The sequence below is a fragment of the Chloroflexota bacterium genome, from assembly GCA_038040195.1.
Lineage (GTDB): Bacteria > Chloroflexota > Limnocylindria > QHBO01 > QHBO01 > DASTEQ01.
Window position 1 is genome coordinate 485,073 of the sequence record JBBPIR010000001.1, and the last position, 21,692, is coordinate 506,764.

Annotated in this window: 18 protein-coding genes and 1 tRNA gene; 9 read left to right on the forward strand and 10 right to left on the reverse strand. The window is 69.1% G+C overall.

The genetic code is table 11. From position 1 onward, the window contains the following. The first annotated feature begins 29 nt into the window (after window positions 1-29). The 5 genes from AABM41_02465 (at window position 30) to AABM41_02485 (ending at window position 7,492) form a co-directional block, all read left to right on the forward strand. Entirely contained in the window at window positions 30-1,457 is a 1,428-nt protein-coding gene (locus AABM41_02465) for a MurT ligase domain-containing protein (GenBank protein ID MEK6191170.1), read from the forward strand. After that, a complete protein-coding gene (locus AABM41_02470; protein ID MEK6191171.1) occupies window positions 1,457-2,248 on the forward strand; it encodes a glutamine amidotransferase in 792 nt (263 codons plus the stop codon). Before AABM41_02465 ends, AABM41_02470 begins: the two co-directional genes overlap by 1 nt. A gap of 148 nt (window positions 2,249-2,396) precedes the next feature. After that, the gene (locus tag AABM41_02475) at window positions 2,397-4,019 is read left to right on the forward strand and encodes an amino acid permease (GenBank protein ID MEK6191172.1); all 1,623 of its coding nucleotides are present in this window, start codon (window positions 2,397-2,399) and stop codon (window positions 4,017-4,019) included. Window positions 4,020-4,107: 88 nt separating this feature from the next. After that, the gene (locus AABM41_02480; GenBank protein ID MEK6191173.1) at window positions 4,108-5,073 is read left to right on the forward strand and encodes a phosphotransferase; all 966 of its coding nucleotides are present in this window, start codon (window positions 4,108-4,110) and stop codon (window positions 5,071-5,073) included. Then, a complete protein-coding gene (locus AABM41_02485; protein ID MEK6191174.1) occupies window positions 5,066-7,492 on the forward strand; it encodes an FAD-dependent oxidoreductase in 2,427 nt (808 codons plus the stop codon). Before AABM41_02480 ends, AABM41_02485 begins: the two co-directional genes overlap by 8 nt. Window positions 7,493-7,515: 23 nt before the next feature. Here AABM41_02485 and AABM41_02490 read toward each other — a convergent pair whose 3' ends face one another. The 3 genes from AABM41_02490 to AABM41_02500 are packed head-to-tail and all read right to left on the reverse strand — an operon-like array spanning window position 7,516 to window position 8,810. Further along, window positions 7,516-8,253, reverse strand: a complete 738-nt coding sequence (locus tag AABM41_02490; protein MEK6191175.1) for a gamma-glutamyl-gamma-aminobutyrate hydrolase family protein — start codon at window positions 8,251-8,253, stop codon at window positions 7,516-7,518. A 52-nt stretch (window positions 8,254-8,305) separates the two neighbouring features. Beyond that, window positions 8,306-8,572: a GlsB/YeaQ/YmgE family stress response membrane protein gene (locus AABM41_02495; GenBank protein ID MEK6191176.1), complete on the reverse strand. Its 267-nt coding sequence runs from the start codon at window positions 8,570-8,572 to the stop codon at window positions 8,306-8,308. Window positions 8,573-8,597: 25 nt separating this feature from the next. Continuing rightward, window positions 8,598-8,810, reverse strand: a complete 213-nt coding sequence (locus AABM41_02500; protein MEK6191177.1) for a hypothetical protein — start codon at window positions 8,808-8,810, stop codon at window positions 8,598-8,600. 154 nt (window positions 8,811-8,964) lie between these two features. Here AABM41_02500 and AABM41_02505 point away from each other — a divergent pair, with 154 nt between their 5' ends. Next, window positions 8,965-9,813, forward strand: coding sequence for a neutral zinc metallopeptidase (locus AABM41_02505; GenBank protein MEK6191178.1), 849 nt, complete (start codon window positions 8,965-8,967; stop codon window positions 9,811-9,813). 64 nt (window positions 9,814-9,877) lie between these two features. On the opposite strand, the gene AABM41_02510 is transcribed toward AABM41_02505, so the two are convergent. From AABM41_02510 to AABM41_02520, 3 genes are all read right to left on the reverse strand, one after another. Continuing rightward, window positions 9,878-10,870, reverse strand: coding sequence for a phosphoribulokinase (locus tag AABM41_02510; GenBank protein ID MEK6191179.1), 993 nt, complete (start codon window positions 10,868-10,870; stop codon window positions 9,878-9,880). Between the two features lie 3 nt (window positions 10,871-10,873). Beyond that, window positions 10,874-12,211, reverse strand: coding sequence for a ribulose-bisphosphate carboxylase large subunit (locus tag AABM41_02515; GenBank protein ID MEK6191180.1), 1,338 nt, complete (start codon window positions 12,209-12,211; stop codon window positions 10,874-10,876). Between the two features lie 689 nt (window positions 12,212-12,900). Further along, entirely contained in the window at window positions 12,901-14,220 is a 1,320-nt protein-coding gene (locus AABM41_02520; GenBank protein MEK6191181.1) for an ATP-grasp domain-containing protein, read from the reverse strand. A gap of 35 nt (window positions 14,221-14,255) precedes the next feature. Between AABM41_02520 and AABM41_02525 the strand changes: the two genes are divergently transcribed. The 3 genes from AABM41_02525 (at window position 14,256) to AABM41_02535 (ending at window position 17,778) form a co-directional block, all read left to right on the forward strand. Continuing rightward, window positions 14,256-14,843, forward strand: coding sequence for a NifU family protein (locus AABM41_02525; GenBank protein MEK6191182.1), 588 nt, complete (start codon window positions 14,256-14,258; stop codon window positions 14,841-14,843). Between the two features lie 124 nt (window positions 14,844-14,967). Beyond that, on the forward strand, window positions 14,968-16,722 hold the full coding sequence (locus AABM41_02530; protein MEK6191183.1) for an FAD-binding protein: 1,755 nt from the start codon (window positions 14,968-14,970) through the stop codon (window positions 16,720-16,722). A gap of 84 nt (window positions 16,723-16,806) precedes the next feature. Continuing rightward, window positions 16,807-17,778 (forward strand): glycosidase, encoded by a 972-nt coding sequence (locus tag AABM41_02535; GenBank protein ID MEK6191184.1) that lies wholly within the window; start codon window positions 16,807-16,809, stop codon window positions 17,776-17,778. On the opposite strand, the gene AABM41_02540 is transcribed toward AABM41_02535, so the two are convergent. The 4 genes from AABM41_02540 to AABM41_02555 form a co-directional block, all read right to left on the reverse strand. Then, entirely contained in the window at window positions 17,775-20,108 is a 2,334-nt protein-coding gene (locus tag AABM41_02540; GenBank protein MEK6191185.1) for a glycosyltransferase family 4 protein, read from the reverse strand. The two genes, AABM41_02535 and AABM41_02540, sit on opposite strands and share 4 nt — an antisense overlap. A 345-nt stretch (window positions 20,109-20,453) precedes the next feature. Further along, a tRNA-Thr gene (locus tag AABM41_02545) sits at window positions 20,454-20,528 on the reverse strand. Next, on the reverse strand, window positions 20,508-21,380 hold the full coding sequence (nth, locus tag AABM41_02550; protein ID MEK6191186.1) for an endonuclease III: 873 nt from the start codon (window positions 21,378-21,380) through the stop codon (window positions 20,508-20,510). The genes AABM41_02545 and nth overlap by 21 nt, the downstream gene beginning before the upstream one ends. A 23-nt stretch (window positions 21,381-21,403) precedes the next feature. Next, a complete protein-coding gene (locus AABM41_02555; protein ID MEK6191187.1) occupies window positions 21,404-21,691 on the reverse strand; it encodes a hypothetical protein in 288 nt (95 codons plus the stop codon). Window position 21,692: the final 1 nt, after the last annotated feature.

Below are 21,692 nucleotides of genomic sequence, written 5' to 3' on the forward strand. Positions count from 1 at the left end.
GCCGCAAACGAGCGTCCGCGGCAGCAACGGTGCTGCCCTATCAGCTGCCCACTCCCTCCCTCGCCCGCCCCCTGACCGCTCGTCGCTTCGCCGCCCTGGTGGCCGGCAAGGCGGCCGCGGTCGCCGCCCGCGCCACCGGCCGCGGCGGCGGGACGTCGCTGCCCGGCATGGTGGCGCGACGGATCGACCCGGAGATCCTGGAGGCACTGGTCGGCGAGCGTGGCATCCCGGTGCTCGCCATCACCGGCAGCAATGGCAAGACCACCACGGCCCGCTTCACGGCCGCCATCCTCCGTGCCGCCGGGCTGCCGGTGGCCCACAACCAGGCCGGCGCCAACCTGGTCCAGGGGGTCACCTCGATCGCGGTCGCGGCGTCCGACCTTCGGGGTCGCGTTCCGGCCACCATCGTGCTCAGCGAGGTGGACGAGGGCGCCCTGCCGCAGATCGCGCGCGAGATCCCGCCCCGCGCGCTGCTCATCACGAACCTGTTCCGCGACCAGCTGGACCGCTACGGCGAGATCTATGCCGTGGCGGACACGTTCGAGACGGTCGCCGCAGCCCTGCCGCCCGAGAGCCTGCTGGTCGTCAACGCCGACGACCCCATCGTCGCCGGGCTCGCCTCCGGACGAACGGGCCCGCGGGTGACGTTTGGCCTGGATCTCCCTGCCTCTACCGATGCCATCAGCCGCGCGGCGGACACCATCCGCTGCCCGCGGTGCCGGGCCGATCTCAAGTACAAGCGGGTGTATCTCTCGCACATGGGCCAATGGCGATGCCCGGCCTGCCGCCTGGCCCGACCGCGGCTTGACCTCGCGGTGACCGCCGTCGAGGTCCGTGGCCTGGCGGCGACCCACCTCACGGTCCGCACACCGGACGGCGAGCTTCAGTTGGCCATCCCGCAGTCCGGCGTGCATGTCGCCTACGACGCGGCCGGAGCGCTGGCCCTGGCACTCGGGCTGGGCGTCCGAATCGACCACGCCGCCGAGGCGCTGGCGTCGGTTGGCCCCGCCTTCGGCCGGTTGGAGCGGATCAGCGGCGACGGTCACCAGGTCGTGCTCGGCTTCGCCAAGAACCCCACCTCGTACAACACCACCCTGCGGGCGCTGGCCACCGAGGACCTCCCGAAGGAGCTGCTCATCGCGGTCAGCAACACCCTGGTCGACGGCGAGGACTTCGCATGGTTGTGGGACGTCGACTTCGAGAGCGCCGTGGACCGGATCGAGCACGCCACGGTGTCCGGGCTGCGCGCCGATGAGATCGCCAACCGCCTGAAGTACGCGGGTCTGGACCCGAGCCGCATGACCGTCGTCCCCGAACGCGTACCCGCCCTGAACGCCGCGTTGGCCCGCATCCCACCGGGTGGCACGCTCACCATCCTGGCCAGCTACACGCCGACCATCGAGCTCCGCGAGGAGATGCGACGCCGCGGCTGGGTTGGGCGATACTGGGAGGCGTGATGGACTATCCGACTCTGCGCATCGCGCACCTGTACCCGTCGCTGCTGAACGTGGCCGGCGACGGGGGCAACGTCATGGCCCTCGTCCAGCGCTGCGCCTGGCGCGGCATCCCGACCGAGGTGGTCACCGTGGAGCAGGGTGACACCCCTGACTTCACGACCTTCGACCTGATCATGTTCCACGGTGGCCAGGACGTGGAACAGCAGGTGGTCGCGAAGGATCTCGGGCTCAAGGTGCCGTCCCTCACCGAGGCGGCTGACCAGGGCGTCGTCATCTTCGCCGTGTGCGCCGGGCTGCAGCTGCTCGGGCATCGGTATGTCCCATCGGTAGGCGAACCGATGGAGGGGGCAGCCATCCTGGACCTCGAAACGCACGCCGGATCGCAGCGCTTCATGCAGCACGCGGCGGTCGAGGTGACGCTCAATGGCGAAACCGGGACCGTGGTTGGCTTTGAGAACCACTCGGGCCTGACGACCCTGGGGCCCGACGCCCGGCCCTTCGGGACCATGGTGGCAGGGGCGGGTAACAACGGCCGCGACGGTACCGAGGGCGCGGTGCGAGGCAACGTCTACGCCACCTACCTGCACGGGCCAGTGCTGCCCAAGAACCCGTGGCTCGCGGACCAGCTGATTCGGATCGCGCTGGAAAGAAAGATGGGCGAGCCGGTCACCCTGGCGCCCCTGGACGACGCCGAGGAGTCCCGAGCCCATGACGTGGCGCTGGCCAAAGCGGTGCGCAACAAGGGCCAGTACACGGCCGTCACACCGGCCGAGCTGGTCCGCAGCCGCTGAGCCGAAAATAGTCGTTGACGCGGCCGAAAGGCCGCGCCCATACTCGCCAACGATTGCGCCCAACGGCTGATCCTGCGGGCTGCTGATCCCCCGCGTCCCTCGCGTCTGGTTTTCGCCCAATTCGGATGGAGGAGGCCCCTTCTTGACTGTGGATCAGGCCCACTCGGACCAGGTCGCGCGTGACGACGCCCACCTGAGATCGCTCGGCATCCGGCCGCAGCTCAACCGAACCCTCGGATTCATTTCGAACTTCGCGGTCGCGTTCAGCTACATCAGCGTGGCGACCGGTTCCTTCACCCAGCAGGCGGTGGCCATCGGGGTGGGAGGCCCGCCATTCATCTGGGGCTGGTTCCTGGTCATCCTGGGCCAGACCTTTGTGGCCCTGAACTTCGCCGAGCTGTCCAGCCACTTCCCGGTGGCGGGCTCGATCTACCAGTGGTCGAAGCGACTCTCCAACAAGACCCTGGGTTGGTTCACCGGCTGGACTTATTTCTGGGCCGGAGTCCTGACCGTCACCGCCGTCGCGGCCACCGTGCCGCTGGTGCTTTCCCCTTTGATTGGCTTCGACTACCTGTCCGCCAGCCCCATCCCGACCCTCAACATGTGGTCGTTCATCGGCCTTATCACGCTGATCGTGACGACCGTGATCAACGCGTTCGGCGTGCGGCTGCTGAGCATTTTTAACAACATCGGCGTCGGGGCCGAGATCCTGGGCATGGTCGTTCTGGCGCTGGTCCTGCTTTTCTTCGCCAACCACCAGTCGCCCGCCATCCTGTTCGACACCTCGTTCACGGCTGACCTGGCAGGCGGCAACTATCTCGCTGTGTTCCTGGTCGGCATGTTCATGGCCCTGTTCGTGGTCTACGGCTTCGACACCGCCGGGACGTTCGGCGAGGAAACCGTGGACGCAGGCCGCCAAGCCCCACGTGGCGTCCTGTCGGCCATCTGGCTGTCGGGAATTGCTGGCTTCATCTTCCTGCTGGCGATCATCCTGTCCTTCAAGGACGTTGGCGCCGCGGTCGCGGAGGGCCAGGCCTTCGGCTTCCCGTTCGCGACCACCATCCAGGAGAACCTCAACCAGGTCCTGTTCGCGGAGTTCACGTTCGGCGACCTGTACCTCGTGGTGATCCTGGCCGCCGTTTCGGTTTGTACCCTGGCTATCCAGGGCGCCACGACGCGTCTCATGTTCTCCATGGGTCGTGACGGGCGCCTGCCCTTCGGCCGGACCTGGGGTCACGTCACCAAGGCCTTCAAGACGCCGGCCAATGCCGCAGTCGGGGTTGGAGTGCTGGCGGCCATCCCGTTCCTGATCACCGGCGGATACGCCGCGTATTACCTTGCGATTGCCGCTACCGGGATGATTTACCTCAGCTACCTGATGTGTAACTGGGGCGTGCTCCGGGCCCGCCGGCGCGGCTGGCCGCACCAGGGCGCCTGGTTCAAGCTCGGCAGCTGGGGAACGATCATCAATATCCTGGCCCTGATTTGGGGCACCGCTATGGTCATCAATATCGGGTTGTGGGAGAGCCCGATGTTCGGCGACTTCGGAAACGAGCTGCGGAGCATCTGGACCAACCCACCGATCAACACCTTCCTGCAATGGCAGGGTGAGTTCCTGAGCGACCTGCCAGCGTGGCCCGTCTTCGAGACGGTGGTGATCGCGGTGCTCGGACTTGGGGTGATTTACTACTTCGCCACCGGTCAGCGCGGCAAGGAAGACACCTCCACCCTGGAGGCGGACACCGCCACCGGCGAGACCCTGATCGCGTAAGGTCCATTCGCGCCCCCCAGGCGAGCGGCTCGGCGCTCCGGCGTCCGAGCCGCTCGCGTTTCCGCACTGACCACGAGGGCTGCGTTCGTTGACCGATCCCCCCGCGCCTCCCGCTGATGAGCCCCTCCGCGGCGAGCTGGCAGACGAGCTGACCGACGCCCTGCAGCGGGTTCCCGAGACAGCCGGTCGCGACCTCACCTTCGTCCCGCTCTCAGGCGGGATCACCAACCGCAACTTCCTGATCACGCTGGCCGGCGAAGCCGATCGGTACGTCATCCGCCTGGCCGGGAACGACACCCACCTGCTCGGCATCAGCCGCGAGGTCGAGCACGCGGCCACCGTGGCCGCCGCCGGGGTGGGCGTCGGGCCCGAGGTGGTGGCCTTCATCCGGCCCGAGGGCTACCTGGTGACGCGCTTCATCGTCGGCACCCCGGTCTCCCTGGAACAGGTCCACGACCCGGCGACCCTGGCCCGCGTGGCGGACTCCATCCGCCGCATCCATGGCGGCCCGGCCATCCCCGGCCTGTTCGTCCCGCTGCGCGTGGCCGAGGCCTATCGCGCACTGGCGGCCGCGCGCGGCGTCCCCGATCCCGCGGACTGGGAGGCGGCCTACGCCGCCGGCCGCCGGATCGAGCGGGCCCTCCTCGACGCTCCGCTGCCCCTCCATCCGTGCCACAACGACCTGCTCAACGCGAACTTCATCGACGATACGGAGCGGATCCGAATCGTGGACTGGGAGTACGCCGGGATGGGCGATCCCTTCTTCGACCTGGGCAACTTCAGCATCAACCACGAGCTGACCGCCGACGAGGATGCGGCGCTCCTGTCCGCCTACGACCGGACCGATGTGCCCGATCCCGCCCGCCTGGCGCGAGTGGCCCTGATGCGGGTGGTCTCCGACTTCCGCGAGGCGATGTGGGGCGTCCTCCAGCAGGCCATCAGCACCCTCGACGTGGACTTCGTCGAGTACGCCGACGGGCATTTCGCGCGCCTGCTGCGCCACGCGGCGGAGCCACGCTTCGAGCGGGCCTTGACCGAGGTCGAGGGTGGCTGACGCCGTCCGGGTGGTCATCATCGGGGGCGGCGTCGGCGGCACGGCCATCGCCTACCACCTGGCGCGGCTGGGCTGGACCGATGTCGCCCTGGTCGATCGGGCCGAGCTGACATCGGGATCGACGTTCCACTCGGCCGGCCTGGTGGGGCAGCTGCGGGCCAGCCCGACCCTGACCCGGATGATGGTCGACTCGGTGGCCACCTACCGCCAGCTGGCCGCCGAGACCGGGGTCGACCCCGGCTGGCGGGAGGTCGGTTCCCTCCGCCTGGCGTCTTCGCCGGAGCGGATGGAGGAGCTGCGCCGCCAGGCCGGTTGGGCCAAGGCCTACGGCCTGGAGATGGAGCTCGTGTCGGCCGATGAGGCTCACCGGCGCTTTCCGCTCATGTCGACCGACGGCGTCCTGGGCGCCGCGTGGCTGCCCACCGATGGCTATCTCGACTCTTCGGGCCTGACCCAGGCCCTGGCCGCCGGCGCCCGCCAGAACGGGGTGTCCATCCGGGCCCGGACCCGGGTGACGGGGATTGCCGTCGAGCGTGGGCACGTGACCGGCGTCGAGACCGAGGAGGGGCCGATTCGATGCGAGGTGGTCGTCAACGCCGGGGGCATGTTCGCGCCCGAGATCGGCCAGATGGCGAATGTGACGGTGCCCAGCATCCCGTTCGCGCACCAGTACCTGGTGACCGAGCCGATTGCCGGCGTCACGGCCGACCTGCCGCAGCTGCGCGACCCGGACAACCTGGTGTACTTCCGGCCCGAGGTGGCCGGGCTGGTCATGGGCGGCTACGAGCGGAATCCGGCGGCCTGGGGCCTGGACGGGATCCCGGCCGACTTCAATGGCAAGCTCCTGCCGCCGGACTGGCCGCGATTTGAGGAGATCAGCCGCGGCGCGCAGCGGCGCGTGCCCGCCATGGCCGAGGCCGGAGTCCGACAGGTCGTCAACGGCCCGGAGGCCTTCACGCCCGACAACGAGTTCATCCTCGGCGAGTCCGAGGTGCGCGGGTTCTTCGTGGCGGCCGGCTTCTCGGCCCACGGGATAGCCGGCGCTGGCGGGGTCGGTCGCCAGTTGGCCCGCTGGATCGTGGACGGGGAGCCGGAGTACGACCTGTGGAAGATGGACATCCGCCGCTTCGGGGCCCAGTACCGCTCGCGTGACTACACCCTGGCACGCGCTCACGAGAACTACGCGACGTACTACGACATCCATTACCCGAAAGAGGAGCGCCAGTCGGCCCGCCCGCTGTGGATGTCCCCGACCTACTCCCGGCTGACGGAGCTGGGCTGCGCGTTCGGCGAGAAGTCGGGCTGGGAGCGGCCGAACTGGTTCGACGCCAACGCCCCGGCCGGCGACGAGTCCCTTCGCCCGCGGGGCTGGGCCGGAATGCACTGGTCGCCCGCCATCGGCGCCGAGCACCAGGCCACCCGTCAGACCGCCGCCCTGTTCGACGAGACGAGCTTCTCGAAGATCGAGATCAGCGGCCCAGGCGCGCTGGCCTTGCTCCAGCGCCTGTGCGACAACGACGTCGACCGGGCGGTGGGCCGCATCACCTACACCCAGATGCTGAACCGGCGGGGCGGGATCGAGTGCGACTTCACGGTGACCCGGCTGGGAGAGGATCGGTTCTTCATCGTCACCGGCACGGCCTTCGGCAACCACGACCTGGGCTGGATCCGCTCGCATGCGCCGAAGGACGGATCGGTCCAAGTGGCAGACGTCACCTCCGCCTGGGCGTGCCTGGGCATGTGGGGCCCGCGAGCCCGCGACATCCTGGCATCGGTGAGCGCGGATGACGTGTCGAACGAGGCGTTTCCGTACCTGACGGCGCGGAACATCTCGGTCGGGCAGGCGCCGGTGCAGGCGTTGCGAGTCACCTACGTCGGGGAGCTGGGCTGGGAGCTGTACACCCCCATGGAGCACGGGGCGGGGCTGTGGGACACGCTGTGGGCGGCGGGGCAGAGCCACGGGATGGTGGCCGGAGGCTATCGGGCCATCGACAGCCTGCGGCTGGAGAAGGGCTATCGGGTGTGGTCGAGCGACATCACCCCTGACGACAACCCCGACCAGGCGGGCCTGGGGTTCGCGGTGCGGATGAACAAGGCTGTCCCGTTCATCGGTCGCGAGGCGTTGCTGGCGGCACGCGACGCCGGCCTTGATCGGCGCCTGTGCTGCCTGGTGCTGGACGAGCCGTTGGCGGTGGCGCTGGGCAATGAGCCGATCCAGGTTGGGAGCGCGGTGGTGGGCCGGGTGACGAGCGGGGGCTACGGGTTCACGGTCGCGGCCAGCATCGCCTACGGCTACCTTCCGGTGGAGCTGGGCGCGGTCGGCACCCGGGGCGAGGTCGAGGTCTTTGGGGAGTGGGTCGGCTGCACCGTGAGCGCCGAGCCGCTGTACGACCCGGAGGGGCTCCGGATCAAGTCCTGACCCCCGCCCGCCAGGGTTGGCGCTCAGCGCGCGGCGTACTCCCGGGCCGCGGCCAGGAACGAGGCCCACAGGTTCTCGAACTCGGGCGACGTGAACTCGGTCCGCTCGGGATGGCTCTGGACTGCCATCAGCCAGCGGTCCGGATCGGTGTCCTCCAGGGCTTCCACCAGGTCACCGTCGGCATGCGCGCTGTAGCCGCTAATGCGCAGGCGCTGCCCCACCTGTTCGGGCCGGATGGCCTGGTGGTGGTAGGTGTTTACCGAGGCCACTGTCTCGCCCAGGATCACCTCGAGCCGCGTGCCGGGTTCGATGTCCAGGTCATGGGAGGTGGCCTCCGGCGCGGGGTACGCGGGGCTGGTGTGGCCCTCGAGGTCCTGGACCAGGGACCCACCCCGGAAGACGTTGATGGCCTGCATCCCGCGGCAGATGCCGAACACCGGGACGCGGCGCTCCTCGGCCACGGCGAATGCGGCCTGCTCAAGGGCGTCGCGACCGGGCTCCACCACGGTCGTCGGGTGCGGCTCCTCGCCGAACAGCGCGGGGTCCAGGTCGGCCCCGCCGGAGAGGAGCAGGCCATCCATGGCCACGAACGCCGCCTCACGCTCGGCGGGGCTGCTGTCCTCGTTGAGGACGATGACCTCGCCTCCGTGCCGCCGCACCCCCTCGAAGTAGCGGTCGTTCTTGCGCCACGCCACTTCTTCGTTGCGCGCGTGCTCCGGCGACTGCACGGTGACCACGATCCGCGGGTTTCGCTGTACCACGGCCCGATCTTACGCGGCCCGGGCACCCTTCACGCTTCGCCCGCGTGCTGGGTCACATAGGCCGTCGTCGACTGGTCACCATCTGGAACAGGAAGACGACGATGATCGCGCCCACGGTGGCGGCGACGAGTGTCGAGATGTTGATGCCGGTTGTGTAGTCCTCGCCGGTCAGCGAGCTGAAGAGGAAGCCCCCAAGCACGGCGCCAACGATGCCGGCCACCAGGCCGCCCAGCCATCCATAACGCTCGTCACCAGGAACCACTTTGCTGGCGATCCAGCCGGCAATTGCCCCCACCACTAACCACGCAATGATGCTCATGTCTCCACTCCCTTCGGTTTGCCGGTCAGCCGAGAGATCGGATCACCCACGCGCTCGGGGCGGGGGCGGGTGGCTCTTCAGCCGGAGGTGCGGTCGTTCCGCCCCCGCTGCCACCCAAGAGGAAGTACCACACGATGAAGCCGATGACCAGGATCGCCACGACAAGCCCGACGATCATGCCGGCTCCGTAGCCACCTGACGAGCCATCGCTCGGAACGTTGACGTTCGTCTGTCCCATGGGCCGATAAACCTCCGTGCTCTGGGGCGACTGGTGTCGGAACTAACGCCCGTGAGATCATCGAGTGGGACGCTGGCTTCGTCAAGCCCTTAGGTCCCTCCTGAGCACGGGTAAAGATGCAAACTGCAAGGATGCAAACCGGATTGAGGACGAGATGACCTTCGAGCCAGGCGCGCGCCTCGACCCCGGGCAGGTCCGTGACGTGCGAGGCAAGGGAGGCGTGCTGGCGGTCGGGGGTGGCATCGGCGGCGTGATTCTGCTGGTTCTCTTTGTCGCGCTGGGCGGCGACCCGTCCCAGCTGCCGCCGGGGCTGCTCGAGGGCCAGACGGTCGGCACCGGCCAAGAGAGTGACCTGACGGAGGAATGCCAGACGGGGGCGGATGCCAACCTGCGCGACGACTGCCGCATCGTCGGCTACGTGAACAGCGTCCAGGCCTACTGGACTGAGGCCGTGGACGGCTATACCCCGGCCCTGACCACGTTCTTCACCCAGGCGGTCAACACGGGCTGCGGCACGGCCTCGAGCGCGGTCGGCCCCTTCTACTGCCCGCCTGACGAGAGCGTCTACATCGACCTCGGCTTCTTCGACCAGCTGGAGACCCGCTTCGGCGCCGAAGGTGGGCCCTTCGCCGAGGCGTACGTCATCGCGCACGAGTACGGCCACCATATCCAGAACCTGCTCGGGGACCTCCAGCCTGGCGGAGGAACGGGTGCCGAGAGCCATGCGGTGCGCACCGAGCTCCAGGCCGACTGCTACGCGGGGGTGTGGGCCAGCAATGCGGTTGAAACGGGCTACCTGGAGCCGATCACGCCTGAGCAGGTCGCCCAGGCGCTCGACGCCGCCTCAGCCATCGGCGACGATCGGATCCAGGAGCAGACGCAGGGACAGGTGAACCCCGAGACCTGGACGCACGGCTCGTCCGAGCAGCGTCAGGCGTGGTTCCGCGTCGGGCTCGACAGCGGCGACCCGAACGACTGCGACACGTTCAGCGCCGACATCTAACTGAGTAGCCGCCCTCGACCGATGAGCAGAAGGCCCTGCTCGTCGAGCGCTTCCGGCAGTGGGTTCAGCCGCTCGCCGCCGCCGAGGCCGCGGAGGCTCCGAACGTCAACCCGCGCTCCAAGCCGGCCTGCACGACCTGATAGGCGATGAGGAGTTGCGTGAGCGCCAGCGGGTCGGAGTGCCGCTCCACGCTGCCGTCGAGGTAACTGCCGATCTCCCCGGGACGGAGGTGACGATGCGTCTCCATGTGCGCCCAGATTCGCTCATCGAGCTCGAGAGAGCGTGAGGGCGAAACCGCTCCGTCGATCTCCAGGATGGAAGCGCCCGTAGCGTCCGCCTCCTGCTCGAGGCGAATCGGGGGTGGCTCGTCCGCGGCGGCGCTCGCCAACACGTCGCCGAGGTCGAGCCGAGGAAGCCCAGGGCCGAGCCTGAGACGCACGTTCAGATGGGCGTCGTGATCGACGGCGGTTCCGGCCCGGAAATAGCCGGCCGGTGGGTAGAACTGGACGAGCATATCGGCGTACGCGCGCTGGGGTGCGAGGTACCGCCGATGGTCATCGCGCCTGTCGACGATCTGGCGGATGACTTCCGGCACGCTGTATCCGCGCTCCGCGCAGTCCCGCTTAACCTTCCAGGCCCACTTCAGCTCCTCCTGCGGCTGCAGCCACACGCGAACATCAAACGCGTTTCGCAGGTTCGCGGTCATCAGCGGAAAGAGGCCGCGGATGACGACGATCTCGCGCGGCTCGACATCCTCGCGCTGGCCGAAGGTCCCCGTCGAGTGGTCATAAGTTGGCTTCGAGATGGTCTCGCCGCGTGCAACAGCGGCGACCTGTCGCGCCATGAGCTCAATGTCGTTCGCGGCCGGGTTGAGGGCGGTCACGCCGAGCCGCTTGCGCTCTGCTCGGTCCAGCTTGTGGTAATCGTCGAGGCACAGGTTGGTGATCCGCTCCGCGCCGAAGATCCGATACAGGCCCCTGACCAGCGTCGTCTTGCCGCTGCCGCTGTCGCCTCCCACGGCCACCATGATCGGGCGATGGAAGTTCGTCGCCGCCATCAATCAGAACCTCACGCCCGACCACAGGTCGAGCGCCTGGCGCAATTCGGGGCAGGTACGCGCCGCGTGCGCGAGCGTCTGCCCGGCGGCCACCGCCTCCACCGCAACCCGCGCGGCGGTGGCACCGGCCCGGCTGCCGCCCGGATGGCCGTGCACGCCTCCACCGAACAGGAAGAAGGCGTCCGTCCCGAAGACCTCGTCGAGCTGGGGAACGTGGCCCGGGTGCAACCCGCCTGAGGCGACGGGAACCAGGGGCTTGAGCTCGCCCCAGGCCTGGTCGAACAGCGTCCCACCCCCGGCCGGCGCGAACGCGGCGGTCATCATTCGACGCCGCTCGCCCATCTCCTGGATGGTTCCCTCCAGCTTCCCGACCCCGGTGCCGACGTGGACGTGGTCCGCGCCCATCAGCCGCGCCCACTTGGCGATGACCAAGAAGTCCACGCCGTGGTCGGGGTGGCGATCCATCACCGCATGCATCGCCCGATGCGCGTGCAGCGCCAGGCCCAGCCGCTCGGTCTCCGCACGCAGCGACGCAGTCGCCGCGAAACCCGCCGTCAGGAAGTCGACCATCACGAACCGGCCGCCCTCGTCGGCCACCAGGTTGGCGCGGCGAAGCATCTCGCTGGTCTCGGCGGCGGTGACGTTGGCCCAATAGCCCTTGCGCTCCCCGGTCTCGGCCTCCGCGCGTTGCACGAGCTCCAGTGTCCGCCGGATGCGCTCGTCGAACGGCGACCAAGCCTGACTGTTCAGGTTCTCGTCGTCCTTGACGGTGTCGATCCCGCCCCGCAGCGTCTCGTAGGCGCGCCGCGCATGCTCGGCGGGCGAGAGCCCCAGTTTGGGTTTGATGGTAGATCCGGTCATCGCCCGGCCATGAACGTTCAGCTTCTCCCGGACGCCGGAGATGCCGAACGCAGGCCCTGGGAACGATTCGACCAGGGGTAGGGGGATACGCATGTCGAGCAGGCGAAGCGCGCTCACCGCCTTGAACCCAAAAACGTTGCCCACCACGCTGGACAGGATGTTGGGGATGCTGCCGAACTCGAACAGGTCAATCGGGTACGCGATCAAGGCGACGTCGGCGGCGATCCGGTACACCCGCGCCCGGAGCTGGTAGGCCAGGCCCTCGTCATCCTCGCTCACCTCGGTCCAGGTCCCCGTCGAGGACTCGGCCGCCACCGCCGCCGCGGCCTCCTCCATCGAGGTGTCCTCACGCGGGGCGAGCTTGAACGCAACCAGCAAGTCAGTCGCGGCGGGAACGTAGTCGAGGGCCAGATACAGCTCTTGGTACGAATGAACCCCACTGGTCCGCTCAGGTCCCGTCTGCGTTGAAGGCTGGGTCATGGCACCGTGGCTCCCTCTTCGCTTCCCATCTCAGGCCTCCCTACACCTCCGCGGCCGCGTTGAATTATGGTCAGCCTGAGTGCCCTCGGCAGGTTCGAACAGGGCCGTTCGTACCGAAAACGCCCCGGCAACGAACCTTCGCGACACAGGATCAGCCGCACCGGCAGCCGTTGTCCAACCGCGCCGGCTCCGGTGGTGAGCGTCAACAGGGGCTCTGACCGAACAAACGGTCGAGGTCAAAGCCTTCTGGCCTGGCTTCGTGCTCGATGTTGGAGCCGAAGGTGGGATTCGAACCCACGACCGACGGTTTACGAAATGCGGCCAGCTCCGTCCACTGGCGTCGTGTCATGCTCACTGAGAGTGGACGCCGCAGAATTGCCGTCCGCCGAAATCCGCAGGTAGCGCTCCCGTCCATCCCGTGGGGCGTCAGCAGGGGCGTCACCCGCTAGATGCAGCCCTGGAAACGTTGTCCAGGGCCTCGGCTGGGGCCGGCGGGACGAGAACTCCAGTCGGGCAACTGCGGGGAGTCTACGGGCGCCTTAAGGCGGGTGCCAGTTGGTGAGTGGGGTAGTAGACATAGCGGTCCGAAGTTGCCGGTAGCGCGGTATTGGTCAGAAGTTGCCGGCGCAGTCCGAGTCGCGCCACTCTCAGCGAGGAAGCTGGTACAGGATCCTGCCTCCGGGCAACGGTCAGGATGGTGGGTCCGGGGGTGCCGTCCGCACTGAGCCATCCGCCTCGTCGATGATGACCTCGAGCATGGACCAGGCAACGCGGAGGGCCATCTCCACCGCAGCTGGACTCGCGGCCCGGGCGAACAGGAAGCCGAGGTACCGGTCACCTTCGGGGAGCGGAACGAGCGCCTCCCCGCGCGGGATCGTGATCGACAGGCCGTCGATGTTGGGGACGGCCCGGGCGGCCGACTGACCGCGAACCTCGCGAAGCCGCCCGGCGTGCCGGATCGGGAGCATGAGGACGCCCGACGCGGACCGCTCGCGGTGGTGGGGCGGCAGGTCGAGGCCGGCGGCGTGGCGGAGGATGAGCTCCTCCAGGCTGACGCCGGCGCCGAATCGAAGGGTCCGAGCGCACAGCCCGCCGATCGAGCGAGCGGCGACCTCGAGGACCCACGCCCCCTCGTCGTTCAGGCGGACCTCGGCGTGGATCGGGCCTTCGCGAAGGCCGAGCGCCCGAGTGGCCAAGGCGGCGGTCGCCTCAACCTCGCGTCGTCGCTTCGGGGAGAGGCGCGACGGGGTAACGAAGAGAGTCTCTTCGAAGAACGGTCCGTCGAGCGGGTCGGGCTTGTCGAAGACCGCGAGGACCTCGAGCTCACCGGCGCGGAGCAGGCCTTCGATCGCCAACTCGACACCGGGAATGAAGTCCTCGACCAGGATCCCGGGGACGCGCGCAGGTTTGGCGGGCGCCGCGGGCTTGCCGACCGTGGCGGCGGTGGCGGCGGTCTCATCGCAACCGAGGATTCGGGCAACCCGCCGGAAGGCGGCAACCAGCTCGGCCGGGTCGTTCGCCCGGATGACGCCCTGGCTCCCCGACCGATCGAGTGGCTTCACGACGCACGGGTAGCGGGTATCGGCCGCGAGCGCAGCGAGGGCGGCCGGGCCTGACGTGGCCGGATACGTTGCAAATCGTGGGGTCGGCAGACCGGCGGCCGCGAACGCCGTGCGGGCGTGCGCCTTGTCACGGCTCCGCTCGACCGCGGCCACCGAGTTGTGCGGCAGGCCGAGCCGTTCGGCTGCCGCGGCGGCCACTAGGGTCGACCCGTCGTCGACGCCGACGACGGCATCGAGCCGACGTTCGCGGGCGTACCGCTCGATCGTCGCGGCGCCCCGCTCGGCATCGTCGAGCTGGACACGGATCGTCCCAGCCCCGGCCACCGACTCGAGCACGTTCCGTCGCTCCGCCCCGACCACCACGTCCACCCCGAGCCGATCCGCAGCGGCGAGGAAGTCGGCCGTACGGTAGGTCCGCGTCGGGAGGAGCAGGAGGATCCGGGTCATGGCCGAATTCTGCGCCAGTTGTACGATTCAGCGAAATGGACGCCCCGCTCCTGCTCATCACACGCGAGGCGCAGGCCAAGGTCGCGGCGGCCGCCAGGAGCGCCGGCTACCCCGACGCCCGGCTTCGCGTGGCGATTGCCGGTCGGCGCGGAGCGAGCTTCGCATATGACCTCTCTCTGGTTCGGCCGGACCGGGTCGACCCGGCGGACCTCGTCGTCGAGACCCCGCTCGGCGTCGTCTATGTCGCGGCTGCCGATGCCGAGCGACTGCGCGGCGCCACGATCGGCCTGGACGCCACCGTATCCGGCGGGGCGATCGCGATCGACAACCCGAACGTCGGCTGGACCGATCCACTCGCCGTGCGGGTCCAGGAGGTACTCGACACGCAGGTCAATCCCGGCGTTGCCGCCCACGGCGGCTACATCGACCTCCTCGAGGTCCGGGACGGGACGGCCTACATCTCGATGGGCGGTGGATGCGTCGGCTGTGCCCAGGTGGACGTCACCCTCCGTCAAGGGGTGGAGGTTGCTATCAAGCGGTCCGTTCCCGAGATCGTCGCTATCGTCGACACCACCGACCACGCGTCGGGCACCAATCCCTACTACCAGTCCGCCAAGAAGTAGGGATGAGCATCACGCACTTCCTCGATGGCGACTAGCCGATTCGTGCGCGTTGACACTGTCGTGGGATTGACCGTGACGACATGATTGCGCCCGGCACGGCCGGCCTCGGAGAGCTGGCGACCGTATGAGCCCCAGACCAGAGAGCCGCACGCGCCCGTGCAACGTCCTGGTCATCGGGACCGGCGGGGCCGGCCTCAGAGCTGCGATTGCGGCCCGCCAGGCCGGTGTCGACGTGGTGGTCATCGGCAAGCGGAGCCGACTGGATGCCCATACCGTGCTCGCCGCCGGCGGTATCAACGCGGCGCTTGGCACCGTCGACCCGGAGGACTCATGGCAGCAGCATTTCGCCGACACCATGCGAGAGGGCTATTACCTGAGCGACCCGCGCGTCGTCGAGATCATGACCAGCGAGGCACCGCTGGCAATCAATGAGCTCGCTGAGTGGGGCTGCCCATTCGCGCGCACCGACGACGGCAAGCTTGACCAACGCTACTTCGGCGCCCACACGTTTCGGCGCACGTGCTACGCCGGGGACTACACCGGGCGAGCCGTCCTGTCTACCCTGGCCGAACAGGTGCAGAAGCTCGATATCCCGGTGATCGAAGACCAGTACGTCTCGCGCCTGCTCACCGCCGACAGCCAGTGCTTTGGTGCGCTTGCCTTCGATCTCCACACCGGGGATCGCACGGTCTTTGAGGCCGACGCAGTCGTCCTGTGCGGCGGCGGGCATACGCGCATCTGGCGTCGCAGCTCGTCGCGGCGCGACGAGAACTACGGCGAGGGCATGTGGCTGGCCTTCCAGGCCGGGGCGCGCCTGATGGACATGGAGCTCGTCCAGTTCCATCCCACCGGGATGCTGCTGCCGGAGGAGGCCGCCGGCACGCTGGTCACCGAGGCCGTGCGCGGCGAAGGCGGGCGACTGTACAACGCCGAAGGCGAGCGCTTCATGCAGCGCTACGACCCCCAGCGGATGGAGCTGAGCAGCCGCGACCGCATCGCCCTGGCCAACTACACCGAGATCCAGGAAGGCCGGGGCGGCCCCAACGGCGGCGTCTTCCTCGACGTGACCCACCTGGGCAAGGACGTGATCCTGGAAAAGCTGCCGCGGATGTACCGCCAGTTCGTGGAGTATCAGATGCTCGACATTGCCAAAGAGCCCATGGAGGTCGCGCCCACGGCGCACTACTCGATGGGCGGGATCGTGGTCGATCCGCCGACCCACGCCACCGACGTTGGCGGACTGTACGCCGCCGGCGAATGCACGGCGGGACTGCACGGTGCCAACCGGCTGGGTGGCAACTCGCTGGTGGAGACTCTGGTGTTCGGTCGGCGCGCCGGTGAGGCAGCGGCGCGATCTTCGCTGGAGCGCGAATCGCGGCTTCGCTCCAAACAAGTCACCGACGAGGCACACGCCGACCTCGACAGGCTGATCGACAACGGTACCGAGCTCAGCCGGGCCCTGCAGCGCGCGGTCCGCAACATCATGTGGGAGCACTGCGGCGTGGTGCGCGAAGCCAGCGACATGGAGCGGGCACTCGGCATGCTGGACGAGGTCCGCTCAGCGCTGCCGAGCGTCGACGTGCGCCCCAGCGAAGAGGGATGGGGCGACCTGGCCCACGTCCTCGACGTCCAGGCCATGCTGGGCACCGCCGAAGCCACCCTGCGGGGGGCGATCGCGCGCGAAGAGAGCCGTGGTGCGCACAACCGTTCGGACTTCCCGGAGCTGGATCCGGCGATGGAGGTCAATTTCATCGTCGGGCGCGGCAGTGACGCCCGGATGGCGCTGGAACCCGCACCCGTTCCGGCGGTCTCCGTGGAGCTCCGATCGTGGCTCGCGCGAGCGGGGAATATCGACCCCGCGGGGCGGCTTCTAGAATGACGCGCTCGCGTAGGTAGATAGAGCGGTCCGAAGTTACCGGACTTCGTCGAACCCGCCGACCGAGCCGGTCTAGACTCACTGCCAATGTCCTCCGGCCGCGCCCTTTTCACGCGCTTTCCCGGTAATCCGATCATTCGTGCAGCCGACCTTCCCTACGACGCGAACGCGGTCTTCAACCCGGGCGCAGCCGAGGTCAACGGTGAGACCGTCCTTCTCCTTCGCGTGGAGGACCTCCGCGGCATCAGCCACCTCACCGTTGCCCGCAGCCGGGACGGGGTCAGCGACTGGCGAATCAACAGTGAGCCGAGCTTGCGCTCCGCCCCGGTGCGGTACCCGGAGGAGGTGTGGGGCATCGAGGATCCGCGGCTGACGTGGCTTGAGGAGATGCAGGCCTGGGTGATCGCCTACACCGCCTACAGCCGGCGCGGCCCGCTCGTCTCCTTTGCACGCACGGCCGACTTCCGATCCTTCCGGAGGTTTGGCGCGGCGCTTCTGCCGGAGGACAAGGACGCCGCCCTGTTTCCGCGGCGATTCGGCGGCCGATGGGCGGTCATCCACCGTCCGACGCCGGTGCACGGGAACGCGAGCATGTGGATCTCCTATTCGCCCGACCTACGCCACTGGGGCGATTTCAGCCTGCTCCTCGAGCCACGCGAGGGCGCGTGGTGGGACTCGGCCAAGATCGGGCTGGGACCCCCGCCGCTGGAGACCCCCGAGGGCTGGTTGGTCATGTACCACGGTAGTCATCTCACGGCCAGCGGCGCCCTGTACCGGACTGGGCTCGCCCTGCTCGATCTCGAGGACCCCAGGACCGTCCTGCGACGCAGCGACGAATGGGTGATCGGGCCGACTGAGCCCTATGAGCGGGTCGGCGACGTGGGCGGCGTCGTCTTCCCGTGCGGCTGGGTGCTGCATCGGGCGACCAACGAGCTCCGCGTGTACTACGGCGCAGCCGATACGTCCGTCGCGCTCGCCACCGCGCGCCTGGACGATGTGCTCGAGTACCTGCGCAGCTCCCCCCGGCCGACGCCGCAGAGGCGCCGGGTGCGCCTCTAGCGGGCGACCTTCACGGCCGCCTGCAGGCCACGCAGGCTAGCGGGTGCCTGCCGAACCTCGCGGATCCGTTCCACGGCCAGCAGCCACGCGAGCGTCGACTCGGCGCCGCAGTTCGCGTTCACCCCATACGGACCCAGCCCGTCGTGGCAGGCTCCGGCCTGCGGGACGGCCAACGCCAGCCCGAGATGATTCTCGCCGAGGAACCACGCGTAGGCGCGCTCCATGTCGTCCAGCCAGCGGGCATCACCGGTCACGATCAGGGCAGCGCGAGCGGCCTCCAGCAGCGACGTCGCTTCGATCGGCTGCTGGTCGAAGGACGCCGGGCGCCCACCACGGGGCCACCAGCCGCGGTTCCCGATGGGGACCAGGTGTCCGTCGGCGTCCGTCTGCGCGGCGAGCAGCCAGTCCAGCAGGCGGGCGCCGAGCTCGACCCAGCGGTCCTGGTTCAGCAAGTCGCCGGCGCTGAGGAGCGCCTGCGGCAGGGTCCCGTTGTCGTAGGTCACCGTCGCCTCTGGCCATGGCCAATCGGCAGTTGCAGGCGGGATGGATGCCGCCAGCGTTGTGGTGAGGCTCGCGAGCGATTGCCGCAGCGCTGGGCTCCCCGCAGAACGCAGGGCGGCCGCGCAGCCTAGGATCGCGTAGCAGCGTGGCCGGAGGTGAGCGAAGGCCAGCGCAGCCGGCAGGGCGGTGGTGAAGAGCTTCGACGCCAGGCGACGCGCCACATGGTCGTCGGAGCGGGCCAGGAACTCCCCGAGCGCCTGCAACGCGCGGCCGTGGCAGTCCTCGGAGCCGATCCGTTCAAGCCACACACCATCGGCACTCCGGAGGTTCCGGAAGCGTCCCGCCGCTGGGTCATAGGCGTCATCCAGAAAGCGCAGCGATCGGTGAATCGAGGCCGTCACCGCTGGCCCTGGAGCCTGCTCCGCGTGGAGCAGATCCACCACCAGGGCACGCGCCACGTCATCGGTGCAGGTGCCGTGGCGCGGATCGGCAGTTTCGCCAATCGCATGCTGCCAGATCCCGCGCCCGGTCCCCAGGCGGGAAAGATGATGCCGTTCGATCCGCGGGAGGACCCGCGCCGGCAGAGTCTTGGCGGTGACGCGACCGTCAGACCGGGCGGCCTCTGGCCCGATCATCTGGACCGGTCGCAGCGCATGGCGCGCTTCGCCGGCCACCTGGGAGAAGATTGCCCGGTAGCCGTCGCCGACGGCGTCCCAACTCATGTCGGCGGCCAGCGCGCGTGCGCGGTTCCCGATTTTCTGCCGCTCAACGGGATGGGTGAGGAGCGCGAACAGCCGGTCGGCGAGCGCCTCGACGTCGTCGAATGGAAACAGGACCCCGCGGCCGTCGGCGAGGAGCTCCCGCGCGTACTCGTAGGGTGTCGAGATGCACGCTCGACCGGCGGCCACGGCATATGCCAGCGTCCCCGAGGCAGCCTGCTCGGCGTTCCCGTACGGGGTGACGAAGAGGTCCGCGGCCTGCAGCCAGGCCACCAGCTCGTTGTCATCGACGTAGCGATCCACGAACAGGAGGTGACGCTCGAGGCCGAGCGCCTGCGCCCGCGCAGCGAGGGCAGCGCGATAGCGTTCCCCGTTTCGGAGCCGCACCTCTGGGTGCGTGGCACCGACGATCGCGAATCGAGTCTGTGGGACACGATCGCGGATTCTGGCGAGGGCATCGATCACCAATTCGAGGCGCTTGGCTGGACCAAGCAGGCCGAACGAAAGGATGAGAGGCCCTTCTGGCAAGCCGAGGCGGGCCCGTGCCTCGGCTGGGTCGACTATCTCGATCTGCGGTACGCCGTGGGGAATGACCTGCAATGCATCGGACGGGGCCTCGTATTCGGTGCTGAGCAGGTGCCGCGCACGTTCGCTCATTACCACGACACGCGCCGATCGCCGCACCAGCTCGACGAGGATGGCGCGCTGGAGCGGTGTGGGATGGGGGCGGACCGTGTGCAGGGTGGTGACGAGGGGCACCCGCAACGCCGCCGCGAGCCCGAGGACGTGACGGCCGGATGGGCCACCGAATATGCCGTACTCGTGCTGGAGCGAGACGACCTCGGTACCAGCGACGGCCAGGTGGGCGGCGGCGGCGACATACGCCTCGGCGTCGGAGCGCTTCAGGCGGAAGGTGACCTCGGGCGGATACCGGGGCGGGTCCCGGCGGCCGCGGTCTACCGCGACCACCAGCGGTGTGCGCGCGCCCGGCGGTGTGAGATCTACCAGTGCGTCGCGCAGGTCACGCGTGAAGGTGGCGATCCCGCAACGCCGAGGCGGATAGGTCCCTACCAAGGCCAGGGCCGGAAGGTCCTGCCACGTCGCGGTCATCCTCACCTCCCGGCGCGGGCACAGCAGGTGTCGCGGATGGAGCGACGCCATGCCCGGCCCTGATGGCTGCGACGACCACGTGCATCAGCAGAGATCGTGGACCTGAGCAGCGGGGTCCGGATCTGCGAACACGCGTCGCGGCTGCACGTGCTCATGGAGCTGCGCAACTTGAGCGGGCCCCGTCGCGGGGCCTCGTGGTAGCACCCGATGGTATCGCCGGCGGTGGCCGCGGGTCAAATCGCCGCATTCGCGGCGAGCCGGCGTTCAGGTCGCAGCCGGGGCGTCAAACCGAACAGACGATCGCGCCTCCGATTCGTGAGCGGGGCAACTTCGTGCTCAGAAGACTGGAGCCGAAGGTGGGATTCGAACCCACGACCGACGGTTTACGAAACCGTTGCTCTACCCCTGAGCTACTTCGGCCCGATCGCCGGCCGATTTTAGCGCCTCTCCCTTTGCGCTCCCCAACCTGACCGAGGGCGGCGCCCAGCCGTGGAGCAGCTCGTCGTGGTAGCGCGGCCCGCGCTCCAGCGAACGGGGAATGGGGGCCATCCGCGCCTTTCCGCGCTGGACCAGGGCGAAGTACGGGCACAGGTCGGTGAGCGGGCACAGGCCGCAGATGGGGCGCGGGGCGCGGCACACCTCCCGCCCGTGGCGTATGAGCAGCACGTGCCCGGCGTACATGGCCTCGGGCGGCACCACTTCCTCCAGCAGGTCGTGGGCCCGGGTCAGGTCGGTCTTGGGCGGGAGCAGGCCCAGCCGGGAGGCGACTCGATAGACGTGGGTGTCGACCGGCAGCGCGGGCCGGCCGAACGCGAACAGGAGCACGATCGATGCCGTCTTGCGCCCAATCCCGGGCAGGCCCACCAGCCACTCGCGGGCCCGCTCGAGCGGCCACTCCCGCAGGTACCCGAGGTCCCAGGTCCCGTTCGTGGCGTCGTGGACCTCGGCCAGAACGAGCTGGATGCGGCGGGACTTGGTTGGGGCCAGCCCGCCGGGCCGGATGACGTCTGCCAGTTCGTCGGTCGGCGCAGCCAGCACGGCGTCCCACGACGGGTAGGCAGCCCGCAGGGCCACGAAGGCGCGGTGCGAATTCGTGTCGGCCGTGTTCTGGGCCAGCACGGTCAGGACCAGCTCCGCGACGGGGTCCAGCCGCGGACCGGACCAGACCGGCATTCCGTATCGGTCAGCCAGGCGTTCCAGGATGGGACGGATGCGCGCGCGCCGCACGCGGCGCAGCGCGGCCAGCCGGCGGCGGTTGACCCGCGATCGCACCCTGCGAGGTCGTGCGGCGTCCGTCACGCGGCTCCCAGCCTCGCGGTCTCGCGGGCATACCCGGCCCAGGCCCCGGCTCCGAGTCGCGAGGCCTGGCCCAGGTCGACGATCCGACCCCGACCATCCTGCCGCGTGGCCCACGCGTCCGCGTGGTCGGGTGAGCAGAGCAGCACGGTTGGGGTGCAGAACTCGGCCCTCAAGTCCGTTCCGCCGGCGGCCAACCACAGGCGCTGGGGTGGCTCGGCCTCGGCCCCGATCGGTACCCGGAGCGTGAATGCGGTGCGCCGCACGATCTCGTCGACGTCTCGCACG

Bases quoted from the DNA above. Each gene is read 5' to 3' on its own strand.
- AABM41_02495 (MEK6191176.1), bottom strand. From the start codon at position 8,572: ATGAGCATCATTGCGTGGTTAGTGGTGGGGGCAATTGCCGGCTGGATC.
- AABM41_02540 (MEK6191185.1), bottom strand. From the start codon at position 20,108: ATGACCGCGACGTGGCAGGACCTTCCGGCCCTGGCCTTGGTAGGGACC.
- AABM41_02510 (MEK6191179.1), bottom strand. From the start codon at position 10,870: ATGGCGGCGACGAACTTCCATCGCCCGATCATGGTGGCCGTGGGAGGC.
- AABM41_02535 (MEK6191184.1), top strand. From the start codon at position 16,807: ATGTCCTCCGGCCGCGCCCTTTTCACGCGCTTTCCCGGTAATCCGATC.
- AABM41_02515 (MEK6191180.1), bottom strand. From the start codon at position 12,211: ATGACCCAGCCTTCAACGCAGACGGGACCTGAGCGGACCAGTGGGGTT.
- AABM41_02520 (MEK6191181.1), bottom strand. From the start codon at position 14,220: ATGACCCGGATCCTCCTGCTCCTCCCGACGCGGACCTACCGTACGGCC.
- AABM41_02530 (MEK6191183.1), top strand. From the start codon at position 14,968: ATGAGCCCCAGACCAGAGAGCCGCACGCGCCCGTGCAACGTCCTGGTC.
- AABM41_02505 (MEK6191178.1), top strand. From the start codon at position 8,965: ATGACCTTCGAGCCAGGCGCGCGCCTCGACCCCGGGCAGGTCCGTGAC.
- AABM41_02470 (MEK6191171.1), top strand. From the start codon at position 1,457: ATGGACTATCCGACTCTGCGCATCGCGCACCTGTACCCGTCGCTGCTG.
- AABM41_02525 (MEK6191182.1), top strand. From the start codon at position 14,256: ATGGACGCCCCGCTCCTGCTCATCACACGCGAGGCGCAGGCCAAGGTC.
- AABM41_02500 (MEK6191177.1), bottom strand. From the start codon at position 8,810: ATGGGACAGACGAACGTCAACGTTCCGAGCGATGGCTCGTCAGGTGGC.